General features: G+C 70.0%; 23 protein-coding genes. 4 read left to right on the plus strand and 19 right to left on the minus strand.

Annotated elements, in window-relative coordinates; all coding sequences use genetic code 11:
* Positions 1 to 66 precede the first annotated feature (66 nt).
* From QWY80_RS09825 to QWY80_RS09910, 18 genes are read right to left on the minus strand one after another with little or no spacing between them, the layout of a single operon-like run.
* On the minus strand, positions 67 to 1,326 hold the full coding sequence (locus tag QWY80_RS09825; RefSeq protein ID WP_353960447.1) for a beta-ketoacyl-ACP synthase: 1,260 nt from the start codon (positions 1,324 to 1,326) through the stop codon (positions 67 to 69).
* Positions 1,326 to 2,051 (minus strand): 3-oxoacyl-ACP reductase FabG, encoded by a 726-nt coding sequence (gene fabG, locus QWY80_RS09830; protein ID WP_290230866.1) that lies wholly within the window; start codon positions 2,049 to 2,051, stop codon positions 1,326 to 1,328. Before fabG ends, QWY80_RS09825 begins: the two co-directional genes overlap by 1 nt.
* Positions 2,048 to 2,506 (minus strand): hotdog family protein, encoded by a 459-nt coding sequence (locus QWY80_RS09835; protein WP_290230868.1) that lies wholly within the window; start codon positions 2,504 to 2,506, stop codon positions 2,048 to 2,050. Before QWY80_RS09835 ends, fabG begins: the two co-directional genes overlap by 4 nt.
* Complete coding sequence (locus QWY80_RS09840; RefSeq protein WP_290230871.1) at positions 2,503 to 3,687, minus strand: beta-ketoacyl-ACP synthase; 1,185 nt, start codon at positions 3,685 to 3,687, stop codon at positions 2,503 to 2,505. The genes QWY80_RS09835 and QWY80_RS09840 overlap by 4 nt, the downstream gene beginning before the upstream one ends.
* Positions 3,672 to 4,265 carry a DUF3261 domain-containing protein gene (locus tag QWY80_RS09845; protein ID WP_290230873.1) on the minus strand — a complete coding sequence of 198 codons (594 nt, stop codon included), beginning with the start codon at positions 4,263 to 4,265 and terminating at the stop codon, positions 3,672 to 3,674. Before QWY80_RS09845 ends, QWY80_RS09840 begins: the two co-directional genes overlap by 16 nt.
* Complete coding sequence (locus QWY80_RS09850; protein ID WP_290230875.1) at positions 4,262 to 5,515, minus strand: NAD(P)/FAD-dependent oxidoreductase; 1,254 nt, start codon at positions 5,513 to 5,515, stop codon at positions 4,262 to 4,264. Before QWY80_RS09850 ends, QWY80_RS09845 begins: the two co-directional genes overlap by 4 nt.
* Complete coding sequence (locus tag QWY80_RS09855; protein WP_290230877.1) at positions 5,502 to 7,793, minus strand: MMPL family transporter; 2,292 nt, start codon at positions 7,791 to 7,793, stop codon at positions 5,502 to 5,504. The genes QWY80_RS09850 and QWY80_RS09855 overlap by 14 nt, the downstream gene beginning before the upstream one ends.
* Positions 7,790 to 8,344 (minus strand): LolA-related protein, encoded by a 555-nt coding sequence (locus QWY80_RS09860; RefSeq protein ID WP_290230878.1) that lies wholly within the window; start codon positions 8,342 to 8,344, stop codon positions 7,790 to 7,792. The genes QWY80_RS09855 and QWY80_RS09860 overlap by 4 nt, the downstream gene beginning before the upstream one ends.
* Positions 8,341 to 8,781 (minus strand): acyl-CoA thioesterase, encoded by a 441-nt coding sequence (locus QWY80_RS09865; RefSeq protein ID WP_290230880.1) that lies wholly within the window; start codon positions 8,779 to 8,781, stop codon positions 8,341 to 8,343. The genes QWY80_RS09860 and QWY80_RS09865 overlap by 4 nt, the downstream gene beginning before the upstream one ends.
* Positions 8,768 to 10,324, minus strand: coding sequence for an HAL/PAL/TAL family ammonia-lyase (locus tag QWY80_RS09870; RefSeq protein ID WP_290230883.1), 1,557 nt, complete (start codon positions 10,322 to 10,324; stop codon positions 8,768 to 8,770). The genes QWY80_RS09865 and QWY80_RS09870 overlap by 14 nt, the downstream gene beginning before the upstream one ends.
* On the minus strand, positions 10,308 to 11,252 hold the full coding sequence (locus QWY80_RS09875; protein WP_290230885.1) for a lysophospholipid acyltransferase family protein: 945 nt from the start codon (positions 11,250 to 11,252) through the stop codon (positions 10,308 to 10,310). The genes QWY80_RS09870 and QWY80_RS09875 overlap by 17 nt, the downstream gene beginning before the upstream one ends.
* Positions 11,249 to 11,989, minus strand: coding sequence for a glycosyltransferase family 2 protein (locus QWY80_RS09880; RefSeq protein WP_290230888.1), 741 nt, complete (start codon positions 11,987 to 11,989; stop codon positions 11,249 to 11,251). The genes QWY80_RS09875 and QWY80_RS09880 overlap by 4 nt, the downstream gene beginning before the upstream one ends.
* A complete protein-coding gene (locus QWY80_RS09885) occupies positions 11,982 to 13,652 on the minus strand; it encodes an ApeI family dehydratase (protein ID WP_290230891.1) in 1,671 nt (556 codons plus the stop codon). The genes QWY80_RS09880 and QWY80_RS09885 overlap by 8 nt, the downstream gene beginning before the upstream one ends.
* Positions 13,637 to 14,182, minus strand: coding sequence for a COG4648 family protein (locus QWY80_RS09890; protein WP_290230895.1), 546 nt, complete (start codon positions 14,180 to 14,182; stop codon positions 13,637 to 13,639). The genes QWY80_RS09885 and QWY80_RS09890 overlap by 16 nt, the downstream gene beginning before the upstream one ends.
* Before the next feature lie 8 nt (positions 14,183 to 14,190).
* Positions 14,191 to 14,460: an acyl carrier protein gene (locus QWY80_RS09895; RefSeq protein ID WP_435389334.1), complete on the minus strand. Its 270-nt coding sequence runs from the start codon at positions 14,458 to 14,460 to the stop codon at positions 14,191 to 14,193.
* Complete coding sequence (locus tag QWY80_RS09900) at positions 14,450 to 14,719, minus strand: phosphopantetheine-binding protein (protein WP_290230898.1); 270 nt, start codon at positions 14,717 to 14,719, stop codon at positions 14,450 to 14,452. The genes QWY80_RS09895 and QWY80_RS09900 overlap by 11 nt, the downstream gene beginning before the upstream one ends.
* Positions 14,691 to 15,479: a lysophospholipid acyltransferase family protein gene (locus tag QWY80_RS09905; protein WP_290230901.1), complete on the minus strand. Its 789-nt coding sequence runs from the start codon at positions 15,477 to 15,479 to the stop codon at positions 14,691 to 14,693. Before QWY80_RS09905 ends, QWY80_RS09900 begins: the two co-directional genes overlap by 29 nt.
* Complete coding sequence (locus QWY80_RS09910; RefSeq protein ID WP_290230904.1) at positions 15,476 to 16,135, minus strand: beta-ketoacyl synthase chain length factor; 660 nt, start codon at positions 16,133 to 16,135, stop codon at positions 15,476 to 15,478. Before QWY80_RS09910 ends, QWY80_RS09905 begins: the two co-directional genes overlap by 4 nt.
* 469 nt (positions 16,136 to 16,604) lie before the next feature.
* Between QWY80_RS09910 and QWY80_RS09915 the strand changes: the two genes are divergently transcribed.
* On the plus strand, positions 16,605 to 18,200 hold the full coding sequence (locus QWY80_RS09915) for a solute:sodium symporter family transporter (RefSeq protein ID WP_290230906.1): 1,596 nt from the start codon (positions 16,605 to 16,607) through the stop codon (positions 18,198 to 18,200).
* Between the two features lie 80 nt (positions 18,201 to 18,280).
* On the opposite strand, the gene QWY80_RS09920 is transcribed toward QWY80_RS09915, so the two are convergent.
* Positions 18,281 to 19,141: a MurR/RpiR family transcriptional regulator gene (locus QWY80_RS09920; protein WP_290230910.1), complete on the minus strand. Its 861-nt coding sequence runs from the start codon at positions 19,139 to 19,141 to the stop codon at positions 18,281 to 18,283.
* Between the two features lie 230 nt (positions 19,142 to 19,371).
* On the opposite strand from QWY80_RS09920, the gene zwf reads away from it, so the two are divergent.
* From zwf to QWY80_RS09935, 3 genes are read left to right on the plus strand one after another with little or no spacing between them, the layout of a single operon-like run.
* Positions 19,372 to 20,865, plus strand: a complete 1,494-nt coding sequence (zwf, locus tag QWY80_RS09925) for a glucose-6-phosphate dehydrogenase (protein WP_290230911.1) — start codon at positions 19,372 to 19,374, stop codon at positions 20,863 to 20,865.
* A gap of 12 nt (positions 20,866 to 20,877) precedes the next feature.
* Positions 20,878 to 21,546, plus strand: a complete 669-nt coding sequence (pgl, locus tag QWY80_RS09930) for a 6-phosphogluconolactonase (protein ID WP_290230913.1) — start codon at positions 20,878 to 20,880, stop codon at positions 21,544 to 21,546.
* A 16-nt stretch (positions 21,547 to 21,562) separates the two neighbouring features.
* Positions 21,563 to 22,225, plus strand: coding sequence for a bifunctional 4-hydroxy-2-oxoglutarate aldolase/2-dehydro-3-deoxy-phosphogluconate aldolase (locus tag QWY80_RS09935; protein WP_290230915.1), 663 nt, complete (start codon positions 21,563 to 21,565; stop codon positions 22,223 to 22,225).
* The last annotated feature ends 11 nt before the right edge of the window (positions 22,226 to 22,236 follow it).

The raw sequence follows: 22,236 nt of genomic DNA on the forward strand, positions 1-22,236 counted from the left end.
GTTCCTTCATCGGTTGGGATGAGAGGCCCGGCGGCAGGCGGCCGGGCCGTGGGAGGCCGGATGGCCTCAGGACCAGCGGCGGAAGATCAGCGAGGTGTTGATCCCGCCGAAGGCGAAGTTGTTGCTCATCACGTATTCGCAGTCGAGGCGTCGCCCCTCGCCCATGAGGTAGTCCAGCTCGGCGCAGGCCGGATCGGGACGTTCGAGATTGGCGGTGCCGTGGAACCAGCCCTCGCGCATCATCTCGATGGCCACCCAGGCTTCCAGGGCGCCACAGGCGCCGAGAGTATGCCCGGTGAAGCTCTTGAAGGCGCTGATGGGCTGATGGGAGCCGAACACCGCCCGAGTGGCCTGGCTCTCGGCGATGTCGCCGCGATCCGTTGCGGTGCCATGTGCACTGACGTAGCCGATCTGCTCCGGCGACAGGCCGGCGTCGTCCAGCGCCTGGCGCATCGCCGCTTCCATCATGGTCGCGTCCGGCTGGGTGACGTGCCGGCCGTCGCTGTTGGTGCCGAAGCCGACCAGCTCGGCATGGATGGGGGCGCCGCGCGCCTGGGCATGTTCCAGATCTTCCAGGATCAGGCTGCCCGCGCCTTCCCCGATCACCAGGCCGTCGCGGTCGGCGTCGAAGGGACGCGGCGAGGTCTCCGGGGCCTCGTTGCGGGTGCTGGTGGCGAACAGGGTGTCGAAGACGGCCGCCTCCGAGGCGGAGAGCTCCTCGCAACCGCCGGCGATCATCGCCGTCTGCCGGGCGAAACGGATCGCTTCGAAGGCATAGCCGATGCCCTGGCTGCCGGAGGTGCAGGCACTGGAGGTGGTGTGGATGCGCCCCCGGACACCGAGGAAGACGCCGATGTTGACCGGGGCGGTGTGCGCCATCATGCGGATGTAGGAGTTGGCGTTCAGGCCATCGGTGGACTTGTTGATCAGCATGTTGCCGAAGTCGGCCACTGCATCGGGCTCGCCGGCGGAGGCGCCGTAGGCGATGCCCAGCCGGCCGCTGCCCACCAGCTCATCGCCCAACAGGCCGGCCTCCTCCAGGGCCAGCTCGCTGGCGCGGGTGGCCAGCCGCGCGCCCCGGCCCATGCTGCGCAAGGCCCGGCGGTGGTAGTGCCCAGGCAGCGTGAACTCCTCGACCGGGGCGCCGAGCCGGGTGTTGAGCCCCTCGTACTCGTCCCAGCCGGTGATGTGCCGAATGCCGGTATCCAGCCGACCCAGCCGGTCACGGATGCTCGGCCAATCGTTGCCGATCGGCGAGAAGCCGGCCATGCCAGTGACGACGACGCGGCGGCCCATGCCATCGGTGCGCAGGGCGGATGTCCTCATCAGCACATGCCTCCATTCACGGCCAGTACTTGGCGAGTGATATAGGCCCCGTCCGGCGAGCACAGGAAACTCACCGCCCCGGCCACCTCCTCGCAAGTGCCGGTGCGCTGCATGGGAATCAGCTTCAGGGCCTCCTCCCCGGCCAGGTCCTCGGTCATGTCGGTGTCGATCAGGCCGGGGGCGACGCAGTTGACGGTGATGCGGCGCTTGGCCAGCTCCACCGCCAGGGCCTTGACCGCCCCGATCAGGCCGGCCTTGGCGGCGCTGTAGTTGACCTGGCCGCGGTTGCCCATCAGGCCGGACACCGACGACATGACTACGATGCGGCCCGGGGCACGGCGGCGCACCATCGGCATGGTCAGCGGCTTGACCACGTTGTAGAAGCCGTCGAGGTGGGTATGGATGACACTGTCCCAGTCCTCGTCGGTCAGGGCCGGGAAGGCGCCGTCGGCGGTGATGCCGGCGTTGCAGACCACGCCGTAGTAGGCGCCATGGGCATCGATGTCGTCCTCGAGGGCTTGGCGGGTGGCGTCCCGGTCGGCGATATCGAAGCTCAGGAGGCGGGCCCGGCGGCCGAGGGCCCGAATCTCCTCGGCGACGGCCTCGGCGGCGTCGCGACGCCGGCGGCAGTGCAGCACGATGTCGAAGCCGTCCCGGGCCAGGCGCAGGACGATCGCCCGGCCGATGCCACGGCTGGAGCCGGTGACGAGAATGGTGTCGGTCATGAACGTGAGTCCTCTTGCATGGCGGCCAGGGTCTCCGGGGAATCCGGTTCGAAGGCGTTGAGGGTGGCCTCGGCCAGCGGGGCTCCCTCCTGGCTCCGGAGACAGCCGCGGAAGGCACCGAGGCCGTTGTCGGCGAGATAGTCGAGCGTGATCTCCACGCGGACCGGCCGATCGAAGGCGAAGTGGGCGACTCGGCAGCGATAGCGGCGGCTGCCCAGCAGGAAGCCGATGCGCGGCGTGCCGCCCGCGGCCAGGGCGCGGCGGCCGGACCAGGCGGCGATCGCCTGGGCGAGCCACTCGATGCCCACCCAGGCGGGAATGCCCTCGGCGCTGGCGAAGAGGTCGTCGCGGCGTGGTGTCACCTCGGCGATCAGGTGTTCCTCCCCGGCCTCGACGAGACCGTCGAGCAGACACATGGGACCCCGGTGGGGGACCAGGTCGGCGATAGGGCTCATGGGGTCTTCTCCAGAAGCAGGGCGATGTTGTTGCCGCCGAAGGCGAAGGCGTTGCTGAGCGCGTACCGCAGCGCGGCGTGACCCCCGGCGCTCAGGGGCAGGGGCGGCAGCGCCGGGTCCGGTTCGCCGTCGTTGACCGCCGGTGGCAGGCGGCCGGCGTCCAGGGCCAGCCAGCAGAAGGCCGCCTCCAGGGCGCCGCAGGCGCCGAGGGTGTGGCCGGTCAGGCTCTTGGTCGAACTGCAGGGCGGCGGCGTATCGAAGAGCGCCGAGACGGCCTTCGCCTCCATGAGGTCGTTCTGTGTCGTCGCCGTGCCGTGCAGGTTGAGGTAGTCGACGTCGCCCGGGGTCAGGCCCGCCATCTCCAGGGCCGTCTGCATGGCCGCTCGGGCACCCGCGCCGTCGGGCCGCGGTGCCGAGATGTGGTGGGCGTCGCTGGTCTCCCCGTAGCCGGCCAGCTGGATGCCGCCTTCGTCGGGCGTCATCAGGAAGAGCGCGGCGGCCTCGCCGAGGTTGATGCCGTCCCGGTTGGCCGAGAAGGGCAGGCAAGGCGCCTCGCTGACGGCTTCCAGGGCGCTGAATCCGTTGACCGTGAGCCCGCAGAGGCTATCGGCGCCCCCAGTGATCACGGCGTCGCAGGCGCCTGCCGCCAGCAGCCGGCGGCCGCTGGCCAGCGCCTTGGCGCTGGAGGAGCAGGCGGTGGACAGGGTGTAGGCGGGGCCGGTCAGCCCCAGGTGCTCGGCGACGAACGCCGAGGGCGAGCCGATCTCGTGGCGTTGGTAGTGGAAGTCAGCGGGCCAGTCGCCGAGCCGTCGGCGCTCGGCCAAGGCGGCCTCGGTTTCGCCGATGCCGGAGGTGCTGGTGCCGAGGATCACGCCGATCCGGGCCTCGGGGTGTCGCGCCCGGAAATCCGCCAGGGTCGGGGCGAGGCGTGTCAGGGCCGCGGCCAGCAGGCGATTGTTGCGCGAGCGGTGCGCCACCGGCCAGGCACCGTCATCCGGCAGGGGCGTGGTGACGCGCCCCAGCGGCAGCGGGCGGCCAGGCGTGAAGGCATCGCTGATCGCCAGGCGGCGCTGGCCGCCGAACAGGCGATCGACGATGGTCGCGGCGTCGTCCCCCAGGGGACAGATCACCGCAGGCGGGTGCAGCCGGCAGGCGGGCCGGGGAGTCAGGGTGCGCGGCATGGGTCTCTTGCTTGGTCTTGTGTGTCGAGGGGGACGATGGACAGTCGGTAGCCGCCCTCACGGTCGTGGAGCACCCGGCATTCGGTATCGCCCTCCAGGCGGGCGACACGTCGATCGCCATGATGGATGACGCGGGTCTGGTCACGGGTCTCGAGGCGCCAGTCGCTGCCGGCGAAGGCGGCTCGGAGGCGGTCGGCCGGCCACAGTCCCCAGCTCAGGCGGCTGGCCAGCCAGTCGGCGCTGAAGGGTGGCTCGAAGGCGGCATCGGGCAGGAAGCGGGCGCCGTCGGCATCCTGCACCAGCGTCAGCAGGCGCTGTCCCTGGGGGCTGAGCAGGGCCAGGCGCAGGGCCTGGTGATCATGACGCAGCACGGCGATGAGCTCGCGATGCTGGTCGTCGCGCTCGAAGGTCAGCCGATACGCCTCGGGTGCCGCCGTCGGCAGCGTTGCCACCGGCGGCAGGGGCGGAGACGGCGGGGCGAGGGCGCAGGCTGTCAGCTCGAGCAGGAGCAGGTACGGCAGGAGCCTGGCCCACTGCAGGCGTCTCGAGGGGCGTGATGGCATCGGGTCGCGGGTCATGTCGGTTCGGCCATGGCGTCGTTGGCGCAGGTCTCGGCCAGGCGGTCGAGCCGGCGTCGGCTGGCGACGACGAAGGGGTTGTCGTCGTCCCAGGCATAGCCGGCGAGCACCGAGCTGATCATCCCGCGCAGCCGCGGGTGCTGGCGGTCGTGGAAGATGATGCGCGGCAGCCGGCCATCGTACCAGGCCTCGACGAAATCGCGGAAGGTCGCCACGCCCCGGCGCAGCGGGGTTTCGAAGTCGGCCGCCCAGTCCACCGTCCCGCCCGCGAGCTGGCGCTCGACCAGCGGTGCGGCTCGCACCGCCGAGTCCAGGGCGATGGTCACGCCGGAGGAGAACACCGGGTCCAGGAACTCGCCGGCATTGCCGAGGACCGCGAAGCCGGGGCCGTGGAGACGCTCGATGTCGGCGGCATAGCCCGTCAGGCGGCTCACCTCGCGGGTCGCGGTGGCCCGATCGAGCAGTTCGGCGAAGCGGGGCTCCTCGCCGAGCAGCGTCCAGAAGCGCTCGGCATCGTCGGCGCCGGCGGCCTCGAGGATCGCCGGGTCGGCGACCACGCCCACCGAGGCGCGGCCCCCGCGGAAGGGGATCAGCCAGTACCAGACCTGTGGATGCCGGGGATGCAGCCCGATCAGGATCTTCTCGCGGTCGTGGTCGGGGCAACGGATGCGGTCCTCGACATGCGTGAAGAGCACGCTGCGGTCGGCCAGGGTCGAGGGGCGATCGAGGCCGGTGAGCCGGGCGAGCACGCGCCCGTAGCCGCTGGCATCGAGCACGAAGCGGGCCCGCAGCTCGCGGCGGACGCCCCGTTCGTCGCTCAGGGTCAGCCGGGGATGGAGTACATCGGCGGCAAAGCCGTCCACCTTTACGCCGTACTCGACCCGGGCGCCGGCCTGCCGGGCGCCCTCGATCAGGCGCCAGTCGAAGTCGGCGCGCTCGACCTGCCAGGTGGTGCCAGGGCCGGGGCTGAACTTGTCGCGGAAATCGATGGCGGCTTCGGCACCTTTCCAGCAGAAGGCGGCGCCGTTCTTGGGCTGGAAGTCGCCGGCGCGGGCCGCCTCGAGCAGCCCGCAGGCCGCGAGGTGTTCCATGCACTGCGGCAGCAGGCTCTCGCCGATCGAGAAGCGCGGGAAGTGCTGACGCTCGAGCACCCGCACGTCGTGGCCCTGTCTCGCCAGCCAGGCGGCGGCTGCGGCGCCCGCGGGCCCGGCGCCGATGATCGCGATATCGGTGGTGTCACCTTTCTCCATGTGGGACGTGCTCCATGTGGTGTTGATCGGATCGTCGGCGCGCCCGAGCGAAGGGCACCAGCCCCCAGGTGGCGATCAGGCCGACCAGGCAGGTCAGCCCCAGGTGGTGCAGGGCCGGCGTGGCGCTGAAGCTCAGCAGCCCGAAGGCCAGCAGGCTCGAGGCGCAGGACAGGCTGATCGCCAGCCAGGCCGCGGGATCCCCCGGGTGCTCGGTGCTGAAGATACCGGCATCCAGGCCGATGCCCAGCACCAGCAGCAGGCCCAGCAGATGAAACAGGGTCACGCCCGTCCCCAGGGCGGCGAACAGGCCCAGCGTCAGTACCACGGCGCCCAGCGGCGGCAGCAGGACACGCCAGGCGCGTCGGCGGTAGCGCCAGCCGAAGCCCGCCACCAGACCCAGCACGGCCAGGCCCAGCCACAGGCCGATCTGCTGGCGCAGGTGACCGAGCCGCTCGGAGAGCGTCGCGACCCGGTCGCGATAGTGGAGTCCGGGCGTGTCGTCGGCCAGTGCCTCGAGCGTTCGTGTCGCCCGAGGGGTGACGCCATCGAGCAGCACCAGGGCCGCGGGGCGGCCGTCGGCGGTCTCGAGCCACAGCGCGCGGTCGGCGGCGCCCGCGGGGGTGCTCAGCCAGGCGTTCGGCGTCAGCACGGGCGTCTCGGCTAGCGGGTCGGTCAGGGTGGCTTCCAGGGCGGGAGGCAGGCCGGCCTCTTCCAGCAGGCCGGGGAGTGCCTGGGCATAGCGTTGCCGCACGTCCTGCAGGTTGGCGGCCTGACGCTGCGGCGATGGAACGGCCTGGGCCAGGTGCCGGTAATGACTCAGCTGGCCTTGCGCGACCAGCCGCGACAGCGGCGCCTCCAGCGTCTCGAGGCGTTCCAGCAGCCGAGGCCCGGAGGCGGCGGTGGCGAGCAGGTAGTGTTGGCCGCCGCTGCGCTGGAGGAGTGCCTGGACGCGCTGCTGCTGCTCGATCAGCGTGTCCGGCGAGGGATTGAGGCGCCGCAGGTCATCTCCGGCCCGCAGGCCGACCAGGGCCAGGCCCAGTGCCGCCAGCAGGAGGACGGCTAGGCCGGCCTGCCAGCGGCCGGCCCGAGGGGGTAGTCGGCAGCGATCGAGTCGCGCGGCGATGGTGGCGGTGGCGGGATGGTGAGGCGGCGCCAGTCGGGGCAGCCACAGGCGAACCGTGAGCCAGGCGCCGGTCAGGCCCAGGGCGGCGAAGGTGGCCATCTGGCGCAGTCCCGGCAGGGGCGTGGCCAGCTGCACCAGGTAGGCGGTCAGGCTCGAGGCCAGGCCCAGTGCCAGGGCCGGCCACAACCGCGTCAGCGGGCGGCGAGGGTGGAGGGCCCGGGCGCACTGCAGGTGCAGGGCGTAGTCCACGGCCACCCCGATCAGGCTGGCGCCGAAGGCCAGGGTCAGCAGGTTGAGGGTGCCGAACAACGTCCAGGTCAGCGGCAGGGCGAACAGGATGCCGGCCGCGACCGGAAGCACCAGGCTGGCCAGCACGCCGGGGCGGCGGAAGGTCCAGGCCAGCAGCAGCAGGATGCCGAGCAGCGAACCCAGGCCGATGGTGGTGATCTCGCGCTTGGCCTGGCGAGTGCCGGCCGCGGCGTGGAAGACCAGCCCCGCGCGCAGCACCTCCAGCTCGGGGTGGTCACCCTCGAAGGCGTCGAGGGCTTCGACCACCGGACCCTGCTGGGCGGGGGCATAGGGACTCCCCGCCAGGCTGGCGCTGAGCAGCTGCCAGCGCCGCCCCTCGGCGGTCACCCCGGGCATGCCGTCTCGCCAGGTCACCGGCCCGGCCAGCCGATGGGTCAGCCAGGCGTCGAGCAGGCCGAACGGATCCCGGCGCGGTTCGGCATCCAGGCCGGGGGTGAAGAGCCGAGACAGGGCGCGCTCTTGCCATTCGCTCGCCGAGGCGTCATCCAGCGGGGGAGCGAGCAGGCGATAGCGATAGGGCGAGAGCACGCGATCGGGGCGCGGCGGCGACTCGTCGTCGATGCCTTCGAGGCTCCCCGAGGCTTGCAGGCGTCGCTTCAGGTCGACCATAGCCTCGGCGGCGTCTGGCCCCGAGACCAGCACCAGCAGGCGGGAGGCGAAGGCCTGGTCGAGGTGTGTCTCAGCCTCGGCGAAGCGCGTAGTCTCGGCCGTGTCGGGGAGCAGGGCGGTGATGCGACTCTCCACCGGCGCCCCGCGCCACAGCTGATCGATGAGCAGCAGCGCGCAGGCGGCCAGGACCAGCCCCCAGACGAGGGCGACGCGGCGCTCCCGGTCGCGCCCTCTCATGACTCCGGCTCTTTCGTGTCCAGGGCATCACAGCCGGCGGGTTCGAGCTTCAAGGTCAGACGATCGCCGTCGGTGAAGCGCAGCAACACCCGCTCGACCCGGTCGCCACCCTTGACCTGCAGCGACTCGAGTCGCTCGGCCACGGCCGGGTCCCGCGGGGCGAGCCGGGCGCGCCAGGCAGCGATCTCGCCCTCGAGTCGCACCTCGAAGTGTTGCTCCAAGGTGGGCCAATCACCCGCCAGCAGGCCGGTGAGCACCGGCAGCATGGCCTTCAGCCCCAACGGGAGGTCCGGGTTGTCAGGCGCGAGACGCACCCGGTCGGCCACCGGGGTGAGGGTCTGCCAGATCAGGGCCTCGCCCTGGCGGCGGAAATGGCCGGCGCTGTCGAGCCCGGTGTCGAGATCGGCCATCCAGCGGCGCTGCGTGAAGCGCCCACAGGTCGGCGCGTGCTCGCGCAGTTGCTGGGCGAGTCGCCCGGCATCGGGCGCCGCCTCGACGGCGCCCGCCAGGGTCAGCATCAGCAGTGACAGGGCGAGGGCAGTACGGCTCATGCGTGACGCTCCTGCCAGGCCAGCAGGCGGTCGACCAACACCGGCGGCGAGGCCAGTCGCATCTCCCGGTCGTCCAGCCCCACGGCGACCTGCACGGTCCAGCCCCGGGTCAGCCGCTGACGAGACTCGGCGTCACGGATCGTGTAGTCGACCTTGAGGCGATGCTCCCATTCGCTGAGCCGGGCCTCGATGGCGATGCGCTGGGCGAAGGTCGCCGGCGCCGCATAGCGCAGCCGCAGGTCGATAACCGGCCAGGCGAAACCGGAGTCGCGCATCTGCGGATAGTTGTAGTCGAGGGCGTCGAGCAACCGGCAGCGGGCGATCTCCAGGTAGCGCACATAGTGGCCGTGCCAGGCGACCTCCATCATGTCCACGTCATGGAAGGGAATCTCGAATTCGACCTCGGCCTGGGGCAGGCGGCGATCATCCGGCGTCATACAGGCTCCAGTGGCGGTGGCGAATGCGCGCGCAGAGCCGGTTCAGCTCCGCGTCCAGGGCGCGATCCTCGCCGAGCGGCGGGATGTCCCGGCGGCACGCGTCGAGGAAGGCGGCCAGGCGTTCTGGCAGCGGGTTGGCGCCGGGCTCGCGGCAGCGCATTTCGGCCCCCTGACAGGCGGCATGCAGGGTGGCGGCCGCGACCTGCTCCACCAGGGTCAGCACGCGCAGGGCGTCGCGGGCGGCGATGGTGCCCATGCTGACCTTGTCCTGGTTATGGCACTCGGTGGAGCGCGAGAAGACGCTGGCCGGCATGGTCAGCTTGAGGGCCTCGGCGGTCCAGGCCGAGGCGCCGATCTGCACCGCCTTGTAGCCATGGTTGAGCGGCAGGCGCTCGGGGGACGCGCCGCTCAGGTTGCTGGGCAGGCCGTGGTTGTAGCGGGTATCCACCAGCAGTGCCAGCTGGCGGTCGAGCAGGTCGGCGAGGTTGGCCGCGGCCTGCTTGAGGCTGTCCATGATGAAGGCCACGTGACCGCCGTAGAAGTGGCCGCCGTGCATGACCTTGCCATTTTCGGCATCGATCAGGGGGTTATCGTTGGCGCTGTTGAGCTCGTTCTCGAGGAACTGGCGCCACCAGGGCAGGGCGTCCTCGACCACGCCGATCACATGGGGTGCGCAGCGGGTGGAGTAGCGATCCTGGAGCCGCGGCGAGTTGCGTGGCGTCGAGGGCGTGTGCAGATCCTCGCGCAGCCGAGCGGCGACCCGCCCTTGGCCGGGGTGCGGCTTGGCGGCGAACAGGTCGGCGTCGAAGTGGTAGGGGTTGCCGGCCAGGGCATGCACTGACAGCGCCGTGATTCGGGTGGCCAGGCTAGCCAGATAGGTGCAACGCGTATAGGCGAAGCACCCCAGGGCGGTCATCACGGCGGTGCCGTTCATCAGCGCCAGACCTTCCTTGGGCTTGAGGCGATAGGGTGTCAGGCCGCGCTCGGCCAGCGCCTCGGCGGCGGGGCGGCGCCGGCCGTTGTCGAGGACCTCGCGCTCGCCGCACAGCACCGCGGCGAGGTAGGAGAGCGGCGTCAGGTCGCCGCTGGCGCCGACCGAGCCTTCCTCGGGGATGACCGGCAGCACGTCGTGCTCGAGCAGCCAGGCCAGGCGCTCGAGCAACTCCAGGCTGACGCCGGAGACCCCGCGGCACAGCGAGACCAGTCGTACCAGCACCACGGCGCGGGCGGCCTCGACCGAGAGGGTCTCGCCGAGGCCGCAGCCGTGGAAGGTGTAGAGGCGGTGGGGCAGCTGCGCCACGTCCTCGGTCGGCACGGCCCGGGTGCAGGCATCGCCGTAACCGGTGGTCACGCCGTAGACCACGCCGTCCTCCTCGAGCAGTGTCTCCAGGAAGGCGCTGCCCCGGGCGATGCGTTCGCGGAACTCGGTGGCCTTGGAGAGGCGCACGCGGCGGCGTCCCTCGGCGACCTCCAGGATCGCCTCCAGGCTGACGGGGGCGCCGTCGAGGCACAGCGGCGGTCGGGATTCAGGGGGTGTGATCATGGTGGGGTTCCGTGTCGTCGGGCCAGAACGGATAGAAGTTGAACCATTGCAGCGGGTGGCGGCGTACCCGCTCGGCCAACTGGTCGGCATGGCGCCGCATGGCGTCGTCCAGCCAGGCCTCTCGCTGGCGACGGGGCAATTCCCGGGTGTCGTCGAAGGAGGTGAAGTCGACGCGGAAGCCGTCGCCCTCGCGTACGCAGGACAGGGTGTAGAGCGGGCAGCGCAGCAGGGTCGCCAGGCGGAAGGGACCCTCGGGGAAATCGGCGGGAGCGCCCAGGAAGTCGAGTCGGCGGTGGCGGCCGGCGCCGATCGGCACCCGGTCGGCGGTGATCACCACGAAACCGCCGCGGCGGATACGCGCGTCGAGGTGCTGGGCGGTGGCCGGGGTGATCTCGGTGACCTCCAGCAGGTCGGGCTGCCGGCGCCCGGTGGCCCGCTCGAGCAAGGCGTGGAACTTGCGGGCATTGCGGGTATGCATCATCACCGTCAGTTCCAGGTCCGGGTGGTGATCGCCCAGGGCGTTGACCACGTCCAGGTTGCCGTGATGGGCGACCAGTACCAGTCCGCCGCGGCCCGAAGCGATCGCCGCCTCGAAGTGTTCGACGCCCCCGCCGTGCAGGCGCGAGGGCGGATACTCGCCGCTCCAGGCGGCGACCTTGTCCATCAGCGCCCGGCCGAAGGCCAGGAAGTGCCGGTAGCTGCACCACAGGCGGGCCAGGGGGCGTCGCGCCAGGGCAGGGTCCAGGCGTGTGAGGTAGTCGCCGGAGGCGCGGCGGGCGAGACCATGGGACAGGAAGTACCAGAGGATGACCGGCCCCAGCGCCACTCGGAAGGGCCAGGCCCCCAGGCGGCGGCGGATCCGCACCATGACGAGCATGCCGGCCAGGCTGCCGCGCTCCCCGATCCGTGCCCAGTGACGCCGCTTCATGGGCGCTGCCCCCTCCGGCCCAGCAGCCGGGGCAGGCGCCTGAGCATGCCGAAGAACAGGCGGGTGTGCATGGCACTGATCTGGAGGTTGTCGCGCCAGGGCGCGAAGTGGCTGATGCCATCGGCGGGGTAGTGGACCCGAACCGGCAGGTTGCGCAGCGCCCCACCGGCCCAGTGCCAGCGCACCAGCACCTCGGTGTCGAAGGTCATGCGATCCCCGCAGGGGTGGCGCTCCAGCAGCCGGTTGAGCGGTGCCACCGGGTAGAGGCGTACGCCGCACATGGTGTCGCGGATCTGGCGCGACAGGGTGTTGATCCAGACCCATACATGAGTCGCGTAGCGGCCGTAGAAGCGTATCCGGGGCACGCTGGCGTCGTAGCGCGGGTAGCCGGCCAGCAGTGCCCGGGGGCTCTCGCGCAGAGCCTCGAGGAAGGCGGGCAGGTCCTCGCCGCGGTGCTGGCCATCGGCATCTACCTGCAGGGCATGGCTGTAGCCCAGGCGCTCGGCCTCGCGCAGGCCCGCCCGGACCGCCACCCCCTTGCCACGATTCTCGGCCAGGCGCACCAGACGGTGCCCCTGGTCGGCCAGGCGGTCGAGCACCCGGCGGCAGGCATCGTCGCTGCCGTCGTCGACCAGCACCACCGGCAGGCCCAGGGCGTCGAGGGTGTAACAGACCTCGGCGATGGTGGCGGGGTGGTTGTAGACCGGCACCAGTGCGCAGGGATGGGCGTCAGCCATCGTCGCCTCCTGTAAGGCTCACCCGGCCACTGGCGTGGCGCCCGTCCCGAGAGTCGAGGGTGAAGGCCAGGCCGGCCGCGCGGCGCGTCAGGCTCAGGGTGAAGCGCGCCCCGGGGCGCAGCACGCGCTGGAACTTGAGGCGCTCCACGCCGCAGAAATCGCCGAGCGGACCGAAGGCCTCGCCGGCCAGCTCGATGGCCCACTGCACCATGACCACGCCCGGTACCAGCGGGAAGTCGTCGAAGTGACCCTCCAGGTAGGCCAGCCGCTCCGGAACTTCCAGGGTCAGCCGGCAGGTGTCCGGCCCCTCCCACTGTTCGCCCAGCCAGCGTGGCCGGCGGGCGTCGTCCAGGTCGGCGAACAGGCGTGCCACCATGGCGCCATCGAGCTTGCCCTGGGCGTTGGTGGGCAGGGTCGAGACGAAGCGCCAGTAGCGTGGAACGGCCACCGCCGCCTGGGTGGTGGTCAAATGCCTACGCAGTCGGCCGATCAGTCGCCGGCGGACCTCGTGGTCATGGGGCAGGGCATCGACGGGCATCGCGACCACCGCGCCCAGGCGCTCGTCGGCGCGCCCCAGGTCGACGCAGCGGGCCTGCCCGACCTCGGGCAGGGCTGCGAGGTCGCGCTCGACGGCGGTCAGCGAGACCCGCTTGCCGGCGAGCTTGATCAGCCGGTCCGCGCGCCCCAGGAGGCGGAAACCATGGGGCGTGGCGGCCACCCGATCCGGCTGATGCCACCAGCGGTCGGGATATTCGAGATAGGGCGAGCGCAGCGCCAGGCCGCCGTCGGCCAGGGCGATCTCGACCCCGGGCAATGGTTGCCAGTCATCGCCCCGCGACTGGCATCGGTGAGCGATGCCGCCGGTCTCCGTGCTGCCGTAGAGCTCGATGACCGGGGCGTCGAGCAGCGTCTCGACCCGGAGGGCATCCGCCGCCGCCAGCGGTGCCCCGGAAGAAAAGACGCGCCGCGGGGAGTCCCAGGTCAGGTGGTTCGGCAGGCGCGACAGCTGGGCGGGGGAGCTCACCAGGGTGGGGCGTCGGCCCGCCCGCCGGGCTTCGTCGAGGCGGGCGGCCATGACCTCGGGATAGCGACAGACGTCGCCGCAGAAGGGCACGCCGTGACACAGCGGGTGCAGCAGTCCGGTCAGCAGGCCGTAGATGTGCTGATGGCTGACCTGGGAGACGACGGCGGCGGCGTCCAGCGGCCAGAGATCGGCATGAGTATCGAGCTCCGCTTCCAACTGGTCGAAGCGCTTGGCCTGCATGACGGGTTCCCCCGTGGAACCGGAGGTGTAGAGCACCAGGGCCTCGCGACTCGCGTCCAGCGTATCGGGAAAGGGAGTGGAGCGAGCGGCGGTGGACGCGGGGGCTTCCACGGGCAGGACGCCGTCGACCCGTTCGGCGAGACGGCGGTGCGTCGCCGGGCGGTCGTCGCCGGGCAGCACGGCGCTGCGCCCGCTCTCCCACAGGGCCAGCAGGGCGGCGCAGAAGCCGGCCGGATCGCTGTCATGGAGCAGCCAGCGTCCCTCGGGGCGCCCGTCCAGCCAGTGCCGCCAGGCATCGATGCGCGCGGCCAGATTTCCCGGCGAGCACCAGCGATCGGCGGGCAGGGCGGCAACGGGGTCGGCATGGCGCCAGGGCAGCCGGGTCAGGGGGAGGTACATGAAGCTGGCTCTCTCCGCAGTCGGCGACGGCACAGCCATTCGCCGCAGAACATCAAGGCGATCAGGGCGTAGCTGATCGCGCCGTTGTACAGCGACCACAGTGCCAGGTCCGCGTACAGGGCCGTCCAGGCGGCGATGGCGCCATTGGCGAGGAAGAAACCACACCAGGCCTGGGTCACGCGCCGGGTGTAGCGCACGCCCGATGGCGGCAGCCGGGGCTCGCGCAGCCGGGCCAGGCGCTCGATGATCGGCCGGCCGCGCCACAGGCTAGTGGCGAAGAGCCCGAGCATCACGGCGTTGATGGCCACCGGGTAGGCGCGCATGCCCAGCTCGGCATCCACCAGCAGCCCGGTCAACAGCAGGACGCCAGCGGCGATCGCCGCCAGCCGGCGAGCGTCGGGCAGCCGCCAGGCCAGCAACAGGACGCCGCCGATCAGCAGCGGCCAGCTGCCGAGCGCGTCGTGCAGCCACCAGGCGAGCAGGGGCCAGGCCATCCCCAGCAGGAGGGGTAGTGGCGTGAGCTTTCCCATGGGCCGGCTCAGTCTTTCAGCAGGCGTTCGACCGCATCGACCACGTCGTCAACGCTGCGCACCGACTTGAAGTCCTCGGGGTTGATGCGTCGCCCGGTGAATTGCTTGAGCTCGACGACCAGGTCGACGGCATCGATGCTGTCGATGTCCAGGTCCTCGTAGAGACGTGCCCCGGGATGGACTTCCGCGGCCTCCAGCTCGAACAGTTCCACCAGAGTCTTCTGGATGTGGGCGAGGATATCCGCCCGGGTCACGGCGGCGGGAGCATCAAGCGACACGGCGGGCCTCCACGAGCGACTGCAGGGCGGCCAGGCTGGCGAAGTGGCGACGGGTTTCCTCGGACTCGGCGTCGAGCTTGATGCCGTAGCGCTTCTGCAGTGCCAGCCCCAGTTCCAGGGCATCGATGGAGTCGAGGCCCAGGCCCTCGCCGAACAGCGGGGCCTGCTCCTCGATGTCCTCGGGGGTGATGTCCTCGAGCTCGAGGGTCTCGATGATCAAGCGCTTGAGGTCAAGCGACAGTTGTTGTGTCTCGTGCATGATGGAATCGCTCCAGTTCCCTATTGAAATGGCCGCTCAGCGCACGGGTCAGGGCGCGGGCCTGCTGACTCGCCGGGCGAGCGGCATCCTGCTCTGGCGGCAGGTCGTCGAGCACGCGAAGGTTGATCCGAACCTTGCGTGATGGAATGTGGTACCAGGGTTCTCCCTTGGTCAGGGTCGTCGGTTCGCAGCGGATCAGCACCGGCGTGATGGGGGTGCCCGTGCGCAGGGCGATGTTGGCGCCACCGCGTCGGAACTTGATCGGCCGGCCCGGCACGCTGCGGGTGCCCTCCGGAAACAGGATCAGCGGATGGCCCTCGGCCAGGCTGGCACGGGCGGCCTCCATGACGGCCTCCGGTTCGCGATTGGTGATGTAGCCCGCGGCACGGATCGGGCCGCGCGTGAAGGGGTTGGTGGCCAGGCGTCCCTTGACGATGCAGTCGGCGTCCGGGACATGAGCCAGCAGGAAGACCACGTCGATCAGCGAGGGGTGATTGGCCAGGATCAGTCGCCCCGGGCGTGTCAGTCGCTCCCCGCCCTCGAGGCGGTAGTCGAGCACGCCCAGGGCGCGCATCAGGCCGATGAAGGCACGGAAGGCTTGCCGGATGACGCGCCTGGCCAGCCGGCGACGGCGGCGCGGCTCGCGCACGGCCAGCTGCAGGACAGGGGCCACCACCAGCCCGATGACCAGGCCGCCGAGGCCGAAGGCAGAGAAGGATAGGGCGGTGCCGAGACCACGGCGCCACTGATCCAGGGTCATACGGCCTCCAGGCGCCAGCGCCGGGCGAGCAAGGGAGTACGACCGGCGAGCCAGTCGATCACGGTCGCCGGGGTCGGGGCGGCGGTCGATTGGGTGGCGTCGAGGCTCAGACGCGTCTCGCCCGACCGGGCCAGGCGCAGGCCCACGGCGCAGGGGTGACCGGGATGCGTCGCATGATCGGCATAGGCTTCGGGCAGGGGGCCCTCCGCGAAGACCACAACCACAGCCGAATGACCCTCGGCCAGATAGCCCGCGGCTTCGGTCATCAGGGCCTCGAACTCCTGGCCGCAGGCCCCCAGGGCCTGCAGGGGGCGATGGTGCTGCCGGGCGATGGAGTGAACGCCGAGCACGGCGTTATGCACCGACATGGAAAAGCGGGTCGGCGAGAGCGGGGCCCCGGCGATCAGCTCCTCGAGCATGGCCAGCGTATGACGGGTATCACCGTGCCGGGAAGCGTGAATCAGGGGATGGCGAGCCTCGGGGTCCAGGGCGGCCAGGAGATCGCATACCGCGCGCCCGGGTTCATCCAGACGGCGGCGCAGCATCGGCGGTAGCGACGTGCCCGGGCGTGCATCGATCTGGCGCTGTCTGGGCACGGTGTGGCCGCGTTCACTGGGGAGCCAGCCTCTCCAGTCCTCGAGATACAGTGGCTGCATGACGTCCGATGTGGGGTGGCGATGCGTCAGGGGAAACAACCATACCGAATTTCGTTGAGCCCCGCCATGCCTGGGCCAGGCGGGCGGTTAGATTCAAAAATGCTCACTTAACTGAAATGCTCGATTAACTGAGAACATGCACGCCAGCCCCTTCCATTGCCGAGTGGCTCATCATGACAGGACACATTTGGCGAGGAAGAGGAACCGGGAATGACGATTCTGCAATGGATCCATCGGCACTCTCTCGCGCTTTGCGTGCTCATGCTGCTGTCGAGCTGTTCCAGCCACTACAAGGAGTAGCTCTGGATCCGGCGTATTCGCTGCCTGGTCGAGGGTGTCGCCTTCTTAGACTAAAGGCGTATAACCTGGATCGTTTCAGATCCCTAGAATGGCCGGCCACTATGTCAGACATAGGTGCCGGGCCACCCGCCGGCGCGCTCCACTCCCCACGACCAGAGGCAAGCCCACCATGCATGCGTTGACCCTGGCGTCCTTCCTGTTCTTCACCGGACTGGTCGCCCTCATCACCTGGCGCATCACGCGCCGCGACGACCACGAGAGCACCAGCGGCTACTTCCTGGCCGGCCGCACCCTGACCTTCCCGCTGATCGCCGGCTCGCTGTTGATGACCAACCTCTCCACCGAGCAGATGGTGGGGCTCAACGGCTCGGCCTTCACCGATGGCCTCTCCGTGATGGCCTGGGAGGTGGTGGCGGTGATCGCCCTGGTGGCGCTGGCGCTGTTCTTCCTGCCGCGCTTCCTGAGAAGCGGCATCGCCACCCTGCCGCAGCTGCTGTCGATCCGCTTCGACCGCGGTACCCAGCTGATCACCAACGTCATCTTCCTGATCGCCTATGCGGTGATCCTGCTGCCGATCATCCTGTATTCCGGCGCCATGGGCCTGCAGGGTATGCTCGACCTGCCGCAGCTGACCGGCATCCAGTCGTCCACCGCGCTGCTGTGGCTGACCGTCTGGGTGGTGGGCCTGATCGGCTCCGTCTACGCGCTGTTCGGCGGCCTGCGCACCGTCGCCGTCTCCGATACCCTCAACGGCGTGGGCCTGCTGATCGGCGGCTTCGTGATCGTCTACTTCGGTCTGCAGGCGGTGAGCGACGGCAGCGGCATCATGGAGGGCTGGAGCATCCTCAAGGAGAGCGATCCCGACAAGCTCAACTCCATCGGCGGGCCCGACCAGCAGGTGCCCTTCTTCACCCTGTTCACCGGGGTCTTCCTGATCAACGTCTTCTACTGGACCACCAACCAGCAGATCATCCAGCGGACCTTCGCCGCCAAGACCCTCGCCGAGGGGCAGAAGGGCGTGCTGCTGACCGGCTTCCTGAAGCTGCTCGGGCCGCTCTACCTGGTGCTGCCGGGGATCATCGCCTACCACCTCTACGCCGACCAGGGCGTGCGTGCCGACGAGGCCTACGGCCACCTGGTGTTCCACGTGTTGCCGCCCTACCTCACCGGCTTCTTCGCCGCGGTGATGGTGGGCGCCATCCTGTCGTCCTTCAACTCGGCGCTCAACAGCACCACCACCATCTTTAGCCTGGGCATCTACAAGGGCGTGCTGAAGAAGGATGCCAGCGAGGAGCAGGTGGTGAAGTCGGGCAAGGTGTTCGGCTGGATCATGGCCGTGGTCACCATGACCATCGCGCCGCTGCTGGCCGGCCAGGAGAGCCTGTTCGGCTACCTGCAGAAGATGAACGCCATCTACTTCATCCCCATCCTGGCGGTGGTGGTGGTCGGCCTGCTGACCAAACGGGTGCCGCCCATGGCGGCCAAGATCGCCCTGGTGGGCGGCTGCCTGCTGATCGCCGCCGGCTACTTCGTGCCGCCGTTCAACAAGCTGCCGGTGATCATGCACGAGTTCCACTTCGTGGGCCTGGTCTTCGTGCTGCTGGTCGCGGTGATGCTGCTCATCGGCAAGCTGCGCCCGCGCGACACCGACTGGGTGCACGAGTATTCGGGCGACGTCGACCTGACGCCCTGGAAGGGCGCCGTGCCGGCCGGCATCGCGCTGGTGGTGCTGGTGATCGCCATCTACGTGGCCTTCGCCGGCTGATTCCGTGCCGCCCCGACACGACGCAGCCCCGCCGGCTTCCGGCGGGGCTGCGTCGTCATGGGGACGAGAGAGGGAAGGTGTCAGTGCTTGCCGCTGGGATAGCGCGTCTCCAGCAGGCTGTCCTTGATCTTCTTGAGGTGGCCGAGGAAGTCCTCGCCGCGGCGCAGGGTCACCCCGGTGGCCAGCACATCGATCAGGGTCAACTGGATCATGCGCGAGGTCATGGGCATGTAGTGGTCGGTGTCCTCCGGGGTGGCGACCTCCAGGGTCTCGGTACACTCCCGGGCCAGCGGCGAGTCCGGGGCGGTGATGCCCAGCACCACGGCGCCACTCTCGCGGGCCACCCGGGCGATGTCCACCAGCTCCCGGGTGCGGCCGGTCCAGGAGATGACCACCACCACGTCGCCGGTGTGGCAGGAGGAGGCCACCATGCGCTGCATCAGCACGTCCACGTAGGAGGTGACCGGCAGGTTGAAGCGGAAGAACTTGTGCTGGGCGTCCTGGGCCACGGCCCCCGAGGCGCCCAGGCCGAAGAAGTGGATCTGCTTGGCCTGGATCAGGTAATCCACCACCCGCTCGATGCGCGAGGCATCGGCCTGGCGGCGGGCCTCGTCCAGGGCGGCGATGGTGGCGCCGAAGATCTTCTGGGTATAGTCGGCGGCGCTGTCCTCGGGCTCCACCGCCTGGCTCACGTAGGGGGTGCCGCCGGCCAGGCTCTGGGCCAGCTTGATCTTGAAGTCCGGGTAGCCCTTGGCGAGGAAGCTGCGGCAGAAGCGATTGACGGTGGGTTCGCTCACCGAGGCGGCCTGGGCCAGGGTGGCGATGCTCATGCCGGTGGCGGCGGCCGGGTCGGCCAGGATGACGTCGGCGACCTTGCGTTCCGAGCGGTTGAGGTCGCCGAGACGCTGACGGATGCGATCGAGCAGGTCGTGACTGGCCATGGGTCGGGGGCATTCTCCATGCTGGGGGCGGCGCGAGGCCGCGGGTGGATGCGTTGACGGGATGATGTGGTGATTTAACTACATTATGCTGACTATCCTAGCCCGAGGCATCGGGGCGAGGCCATAGCGTGGACCGGGCGGTCAACTTTATTTGGTAAGTTTACAATAAATACTTGCTATTCAGCCGCTCTGAGCGTATTTTTTTGCTAAGTTAACGAAAGGGGTCTGAGATGAGCCAAACCAATCGATCCGGCCAGACGGTCAGCACGGAGATCGACCTGGCGCTGTTCGGGGCGCTCGGCGACCTGGCCCAGCGCAAGCTGTTCCCCGCGCTCTTCCACCTGGAGCGCGAGGGGCTGCTGGATCCCGCCACGCGCCTGCTGGGCCTGGCCCGCCAGGACTACGACCTGGATGGCTTCCGCAAGCAGATCGAGAAGGCGCTCAAGACCTACGTCAAGGCCGAGGAGCTCGACCGCGAGTCGCTGGCGCGCTTCCTGGCCCGGCTCGACTTCCTGCAACTCGACTTCACCAAGCCCGAGGGCTATGCCGCCGTCCGAGAGTGGCGCCAGGACGTCGGCCGCCCCATGGTGGTCTACCTCTCGGTGGCGGCGAAGATCTACGGCGACATCTGCCGCCACCTCGAGGCCAGTGGCAGCCTCGACGACCAGAGCCGGGTGGTGGTCGAGAAGCCCATCGGCTACGACCTCGACTCCTCCGCCGAGATCAACGACGCCATCGGCGCCGTCTTCCCCGAGTCGCGTGTCTACCGCATCGACCACTACCTGGGTAAGGAGACGGTACAGAACCTGATCGCCCTGCGCTTCGCCAACCCGCTGTTCGGCACCCAGTGGAACCAGAACCACATCTCGCATGTGGAGATCACCGTGGCCGAGAAGGTGGGCATCGAGGGGCGCTGGGGCTACTTCGACGACGCCGGCCAGCTGCGCGACATGGTGCAGAACCACCTGCTGCAGCTGGTCTGCCTGATCGCCATGGACCCGCCGGCCAACCTCGATGCCGACGCCATCCGCGACGAGAAGGTCAAGGTGCTCAAGGCGCTCAGGCCGTTCACCGACGACATGCTGGGGCGCGACGTGGTGCGCGGCCAGTACACCGCCGGGACCATCGACGGCCAGGCCGTGCCCGGCTACCTCGAGGAGGAGGGCGCCAACACCGAGAGCCACACCGAGTCCTTCGTGGCCATGAAGACCGGCGTGGCCAACTGGCGCTGGGCCGGGGTACCCTTCTACCTGCGCACCGGCAAGCGGATGCCCGAGAAGCTGTCGCAGATCGTCATCCACTTCCGCCAGCAGCCCCACTACATCTTCGATCCCGACCAGCGCGGCCTGGCCGCCAACAAGCTGGTGATCCGCCTGCAGCCGGAGGAGGGCATCGCGCTCGAGGTGCTGACCAAGGACAGCGGCCTGGACAAGGGCATGCGCCTGCGCCGCGGCCCCTTGCACCTGGACTTCAACAGCGCCTTCCCCAAGACGCGGATCCCCGACGCCTACGAGCGCCTGCTGCTCGAGGTGATGAAGGGGCAGCAGTACCTCTTCGTGCGCCGCGACGAGGTGGAGCACGCCTGGCAGTGGTGCGACAGCCTGATCGCCGCCTGGGAAGACCGCGACGAGCCGCCGCGCCGCTATCCCGCCGGCTCCTGGGGCCCGGTGGCCTCCATCGCCATGATCACCCAGGACGGTCGCAGCTGGTACGAGGATTACTGAGGGAGAGCCGAGATGAGCGACGATTCCCGCAAGCGCCTGGCCGTGCAACTGGCCGAGTCGGTGGCCGAGGCCCTGCGCGCCGACCTGGCGAACCACGACTATGCCCTGCTGGTGGTCTCCGGGGGCTCCACCCCGGTACCCTTCTTCGAGGCCCTAGCGGCCTACGAGCTGCCCTGGGAGCGCGTCCAGGTGACGCTCGCCGACGAGCGCTGGGTGGCCGAAAACGCCGACGACAGCAACGCCCGCCTGGTGCGCGAGCACCTGCTGAAGGGCCCGGCGGCGGCGGCCACCTTCGTGCCGCTGACCACCGCCGACCCCACCCCCGAGCAGGGCGCCGCCACGGTGGCCGAGCGGGTCGAAGGCCTGGCCTGGCCGGCCAGCATGGTGATCCTGGGCATGGGCGGCGACGGCCATACCGCCTCGCTGTTTCCCGACAGCCAGGAGCTCGGACTGGCGCTGGCCACCGACGCCGCGGCGGTGGCGGTGCGTACGCCCAGCCAGCCGCAGCCGCGCATCACCCTGAGCGCCGACCGCCTGCACCAGGCGCGGCGCCATGTGCTGCACATCAGCGGCGGCGACAAGCGCGCCGTGCTGGCCCGGGCCCTGGCCGGCGACGACAGCCGCGAGCTGCCGATCCGCGCCTTCCTTTCCTGCCCGCTGGCGACCTACTGGGCCCCCTGAATTCCGGAGTGACATCATGAGCATCGACAAGCAGCTGCCCTCGACCCGCACCACCGAACTGGACAGCATCTGCCTCAAGGCCGAGGTGATCCCGGTCATCGCCATCCAGCGCGTCGAGGACGCCGTGCCCCTGGCCCGTGCCCTCTACGACGGCGGCCTGACCGTGCTGGAGATCACCCTGCGCACCGACTGTGCCCTGGAGGCGATCAAGCGCATCAAGGAGGCGCTGCCCCAGGCCAGCATCGGCGTGGGCACCGTGCTGACCCCGGCCCAGTACCGCCAGGCCGAGGAGGCGGGCGCCGACTTCATCGTCACCCCCGGCACCACCGAGGCGCTCTACCGCTACGGGGTCACCAGCCCGGTGCCGATGCTGCCCGGTGTGGCCACCGTCTCCGAGCTGATGACCGGCTGGCAGTACGGCTACCGGCGCTTCAAGTTCTTCCCCGCCGAGGCCAGCGGCGGCGTCAAGGCGCTCAAGGCCTTCGCCGGCCCGCTGCCCGACGCGCGCTTCTGCCCCACCGGTGGCATCAACCTGGACAACGCCGAGGACTACCTGGCGCTCAAGAGCGTGATGTGCGTGGGCGGCTCCTGGCTGACGCCCAAGTCGCTGGTCGACGCCGGGGACTGGGACGCCATCCGCCAGCTGGCCCGCGAGGTGGCGGAGCGCTACCACCACTGATTTCCCGATTT

It is taken from the genome of Halomonas ramblicola (assembly GCF_030409215.1).
GTDB classification, from domain to species: domain Bacteria; phylum Pseudomonadota; class Gammaproteobacteria; order Pseudomonadales; family Halomonadaceae; genus Halomonas; species Halomonas ramblicola.

Coding starts and splice junctions, on each gene's coding strand:
- QWY80_RS09825 (WP_353960447.1), bottom strand. CDS start 1,326: ATGAGGACATCCGCCCTGCGCACCGATGGCATGGGCCGCCGCGTCGTC.
- fabG (WP_290230866.1), bottom strand. CDS start 2,051: ATGACCGACACCATTCTCGTCACCGGCTCCAGCCGTGGCATCGGCCGG.
- QWY80_RS09835 (WP_290230868.1), bottom strand. CDS start 2,506: ATGAGCCCTATCGCCGACCTGGTCCCCCACCGGGGTCCCATGTGTCTG.
- QWY80_RS09840 (WP_290230871.1), bottom strand. CDS start 3,687: ATGCCGCGCACCCTGACTCCCCGGCCCGCCTGCCGGCTGCACCCGCCT.
- QWY80_RS09845 (WP_290230873.1), bottom strand. CDS start 4,265: ATGACCCGCGACCCGATGCCATCACGCCCCTCGAGACGCCTGCAGTGG.
- QWY80_RS09850 (WP_290230875.1), bottom strand. CDS start 5,515: ATGGAGAAAGGTGACACCACCGATATCGCGATCATCGGCGCCGGGCCC.
- QWY80_RS09855 (WP_290230877.1), bottom strand. CDS start 7,793: ATGAGAGGGCGCGACCGGGAGCGCCGCGTCGCCCTCGTCTGGGGGCTG.
- QWY80_RS09860 (WP_290230878.1), bottom strand. CDS start 8,344: ATGAGCCGTACTGCCCTCGCCCTGTCACTGCTGATGCTGACCCTGGCG.
- QWY80_RS09865 (WP_290230880.1), bottom strand. CDS start 8,781: ATGACGCCGGATGATCGCCGCCTGCCCCAGGCCGAGGTCGAATTCGAG.
- QWY80_RS09870 (WP_290230883.1), bottom strand. CDS start 10,324: ATGATCACACCCCCTGAATCCCGACCGCCGCTGTGCCTCGACGGCGCC.
- QWY80_RS09875 (WP_290230885.1), bottom strand. CDS start 11,252: ATGAAGCGGCGTCACTGGGCACGGATCGGGGAGCGCGGCAGCCTGGCC.
- QWY80_RS09880 (WP_290230888.1), bottom strand. CDS start 11,989: ATGGCTGACGCCCATCCCTGCGCACTGGTGCCGGTCTACAACCACCCC.
- QWY80_RS09885 (WP_290230891.1), bottom strand. CDS start 13,652: ATGTACCTCCCCCTGACCCGGCTGCCCTGGCGCCATGCCGACCCCGTT.
- QWY80_RS09890 (WP_290230895.1), bottom strand. CDS start 14,182: ATGGGAAAGCTCACGCCACTACCCCTCCTGCTGGGGATGGCCTGGCCC.
- QWY80_RS09900 (WP_290230898.1), bottom strand. CDS start 14,719: ATGCACGAGACACAACAACTGTCGCTTGACCTCAAGCGCTTGATCATC.
- QWY80_RS09905 (WP_290230901.1), bottom strand. CDS start 15,479: ATGACCCTGGATCAGTGGCGCCGTGGTCTCGGCACCGCCCTATCCTTC.
- QWY80_RS09910 (WP_290230904.1), bottom strand. CDS start 16,135: ATGCAGCCACTGTATCTCGAGGACTGGAGAGGCTGGCTCCCCAGTGAA.
- QWY80_RS09915 (WP_290230906.1), top strand. CDS start 16,605: ATGCATGCGTTGACCCTGGCGTCCTTCCTGTTCTTCACCGGACTGGTC.
- QWY80_RS09920 (WP_290230910.1), bottom strand. CDS start 19,141: ATGGCCAGTCACGACCTGCTCGATCGCATCCGTCAGCGTCTCGGCGAC.
- zwf (WP_290230911.1), top strand. CDS start 19,372: ATGAGCCAAACCAATCGATCCGGCCAGACGGTCAGCACGGAGATCGAC.
- pgl (WP_290230913.1), top strand. CDS start 20,878: ATGAGCGACGATTCCCGCAAGCGCCTGGCCGTGCAACTGGCCGAGTCG.
- QWY80_RS09935 (WP_290230915.1), top strand. CDS start 21,563: ATGAGCATCGACAAGCAGCTGCCCTCGACCCGCACCACCGAACTGGAC.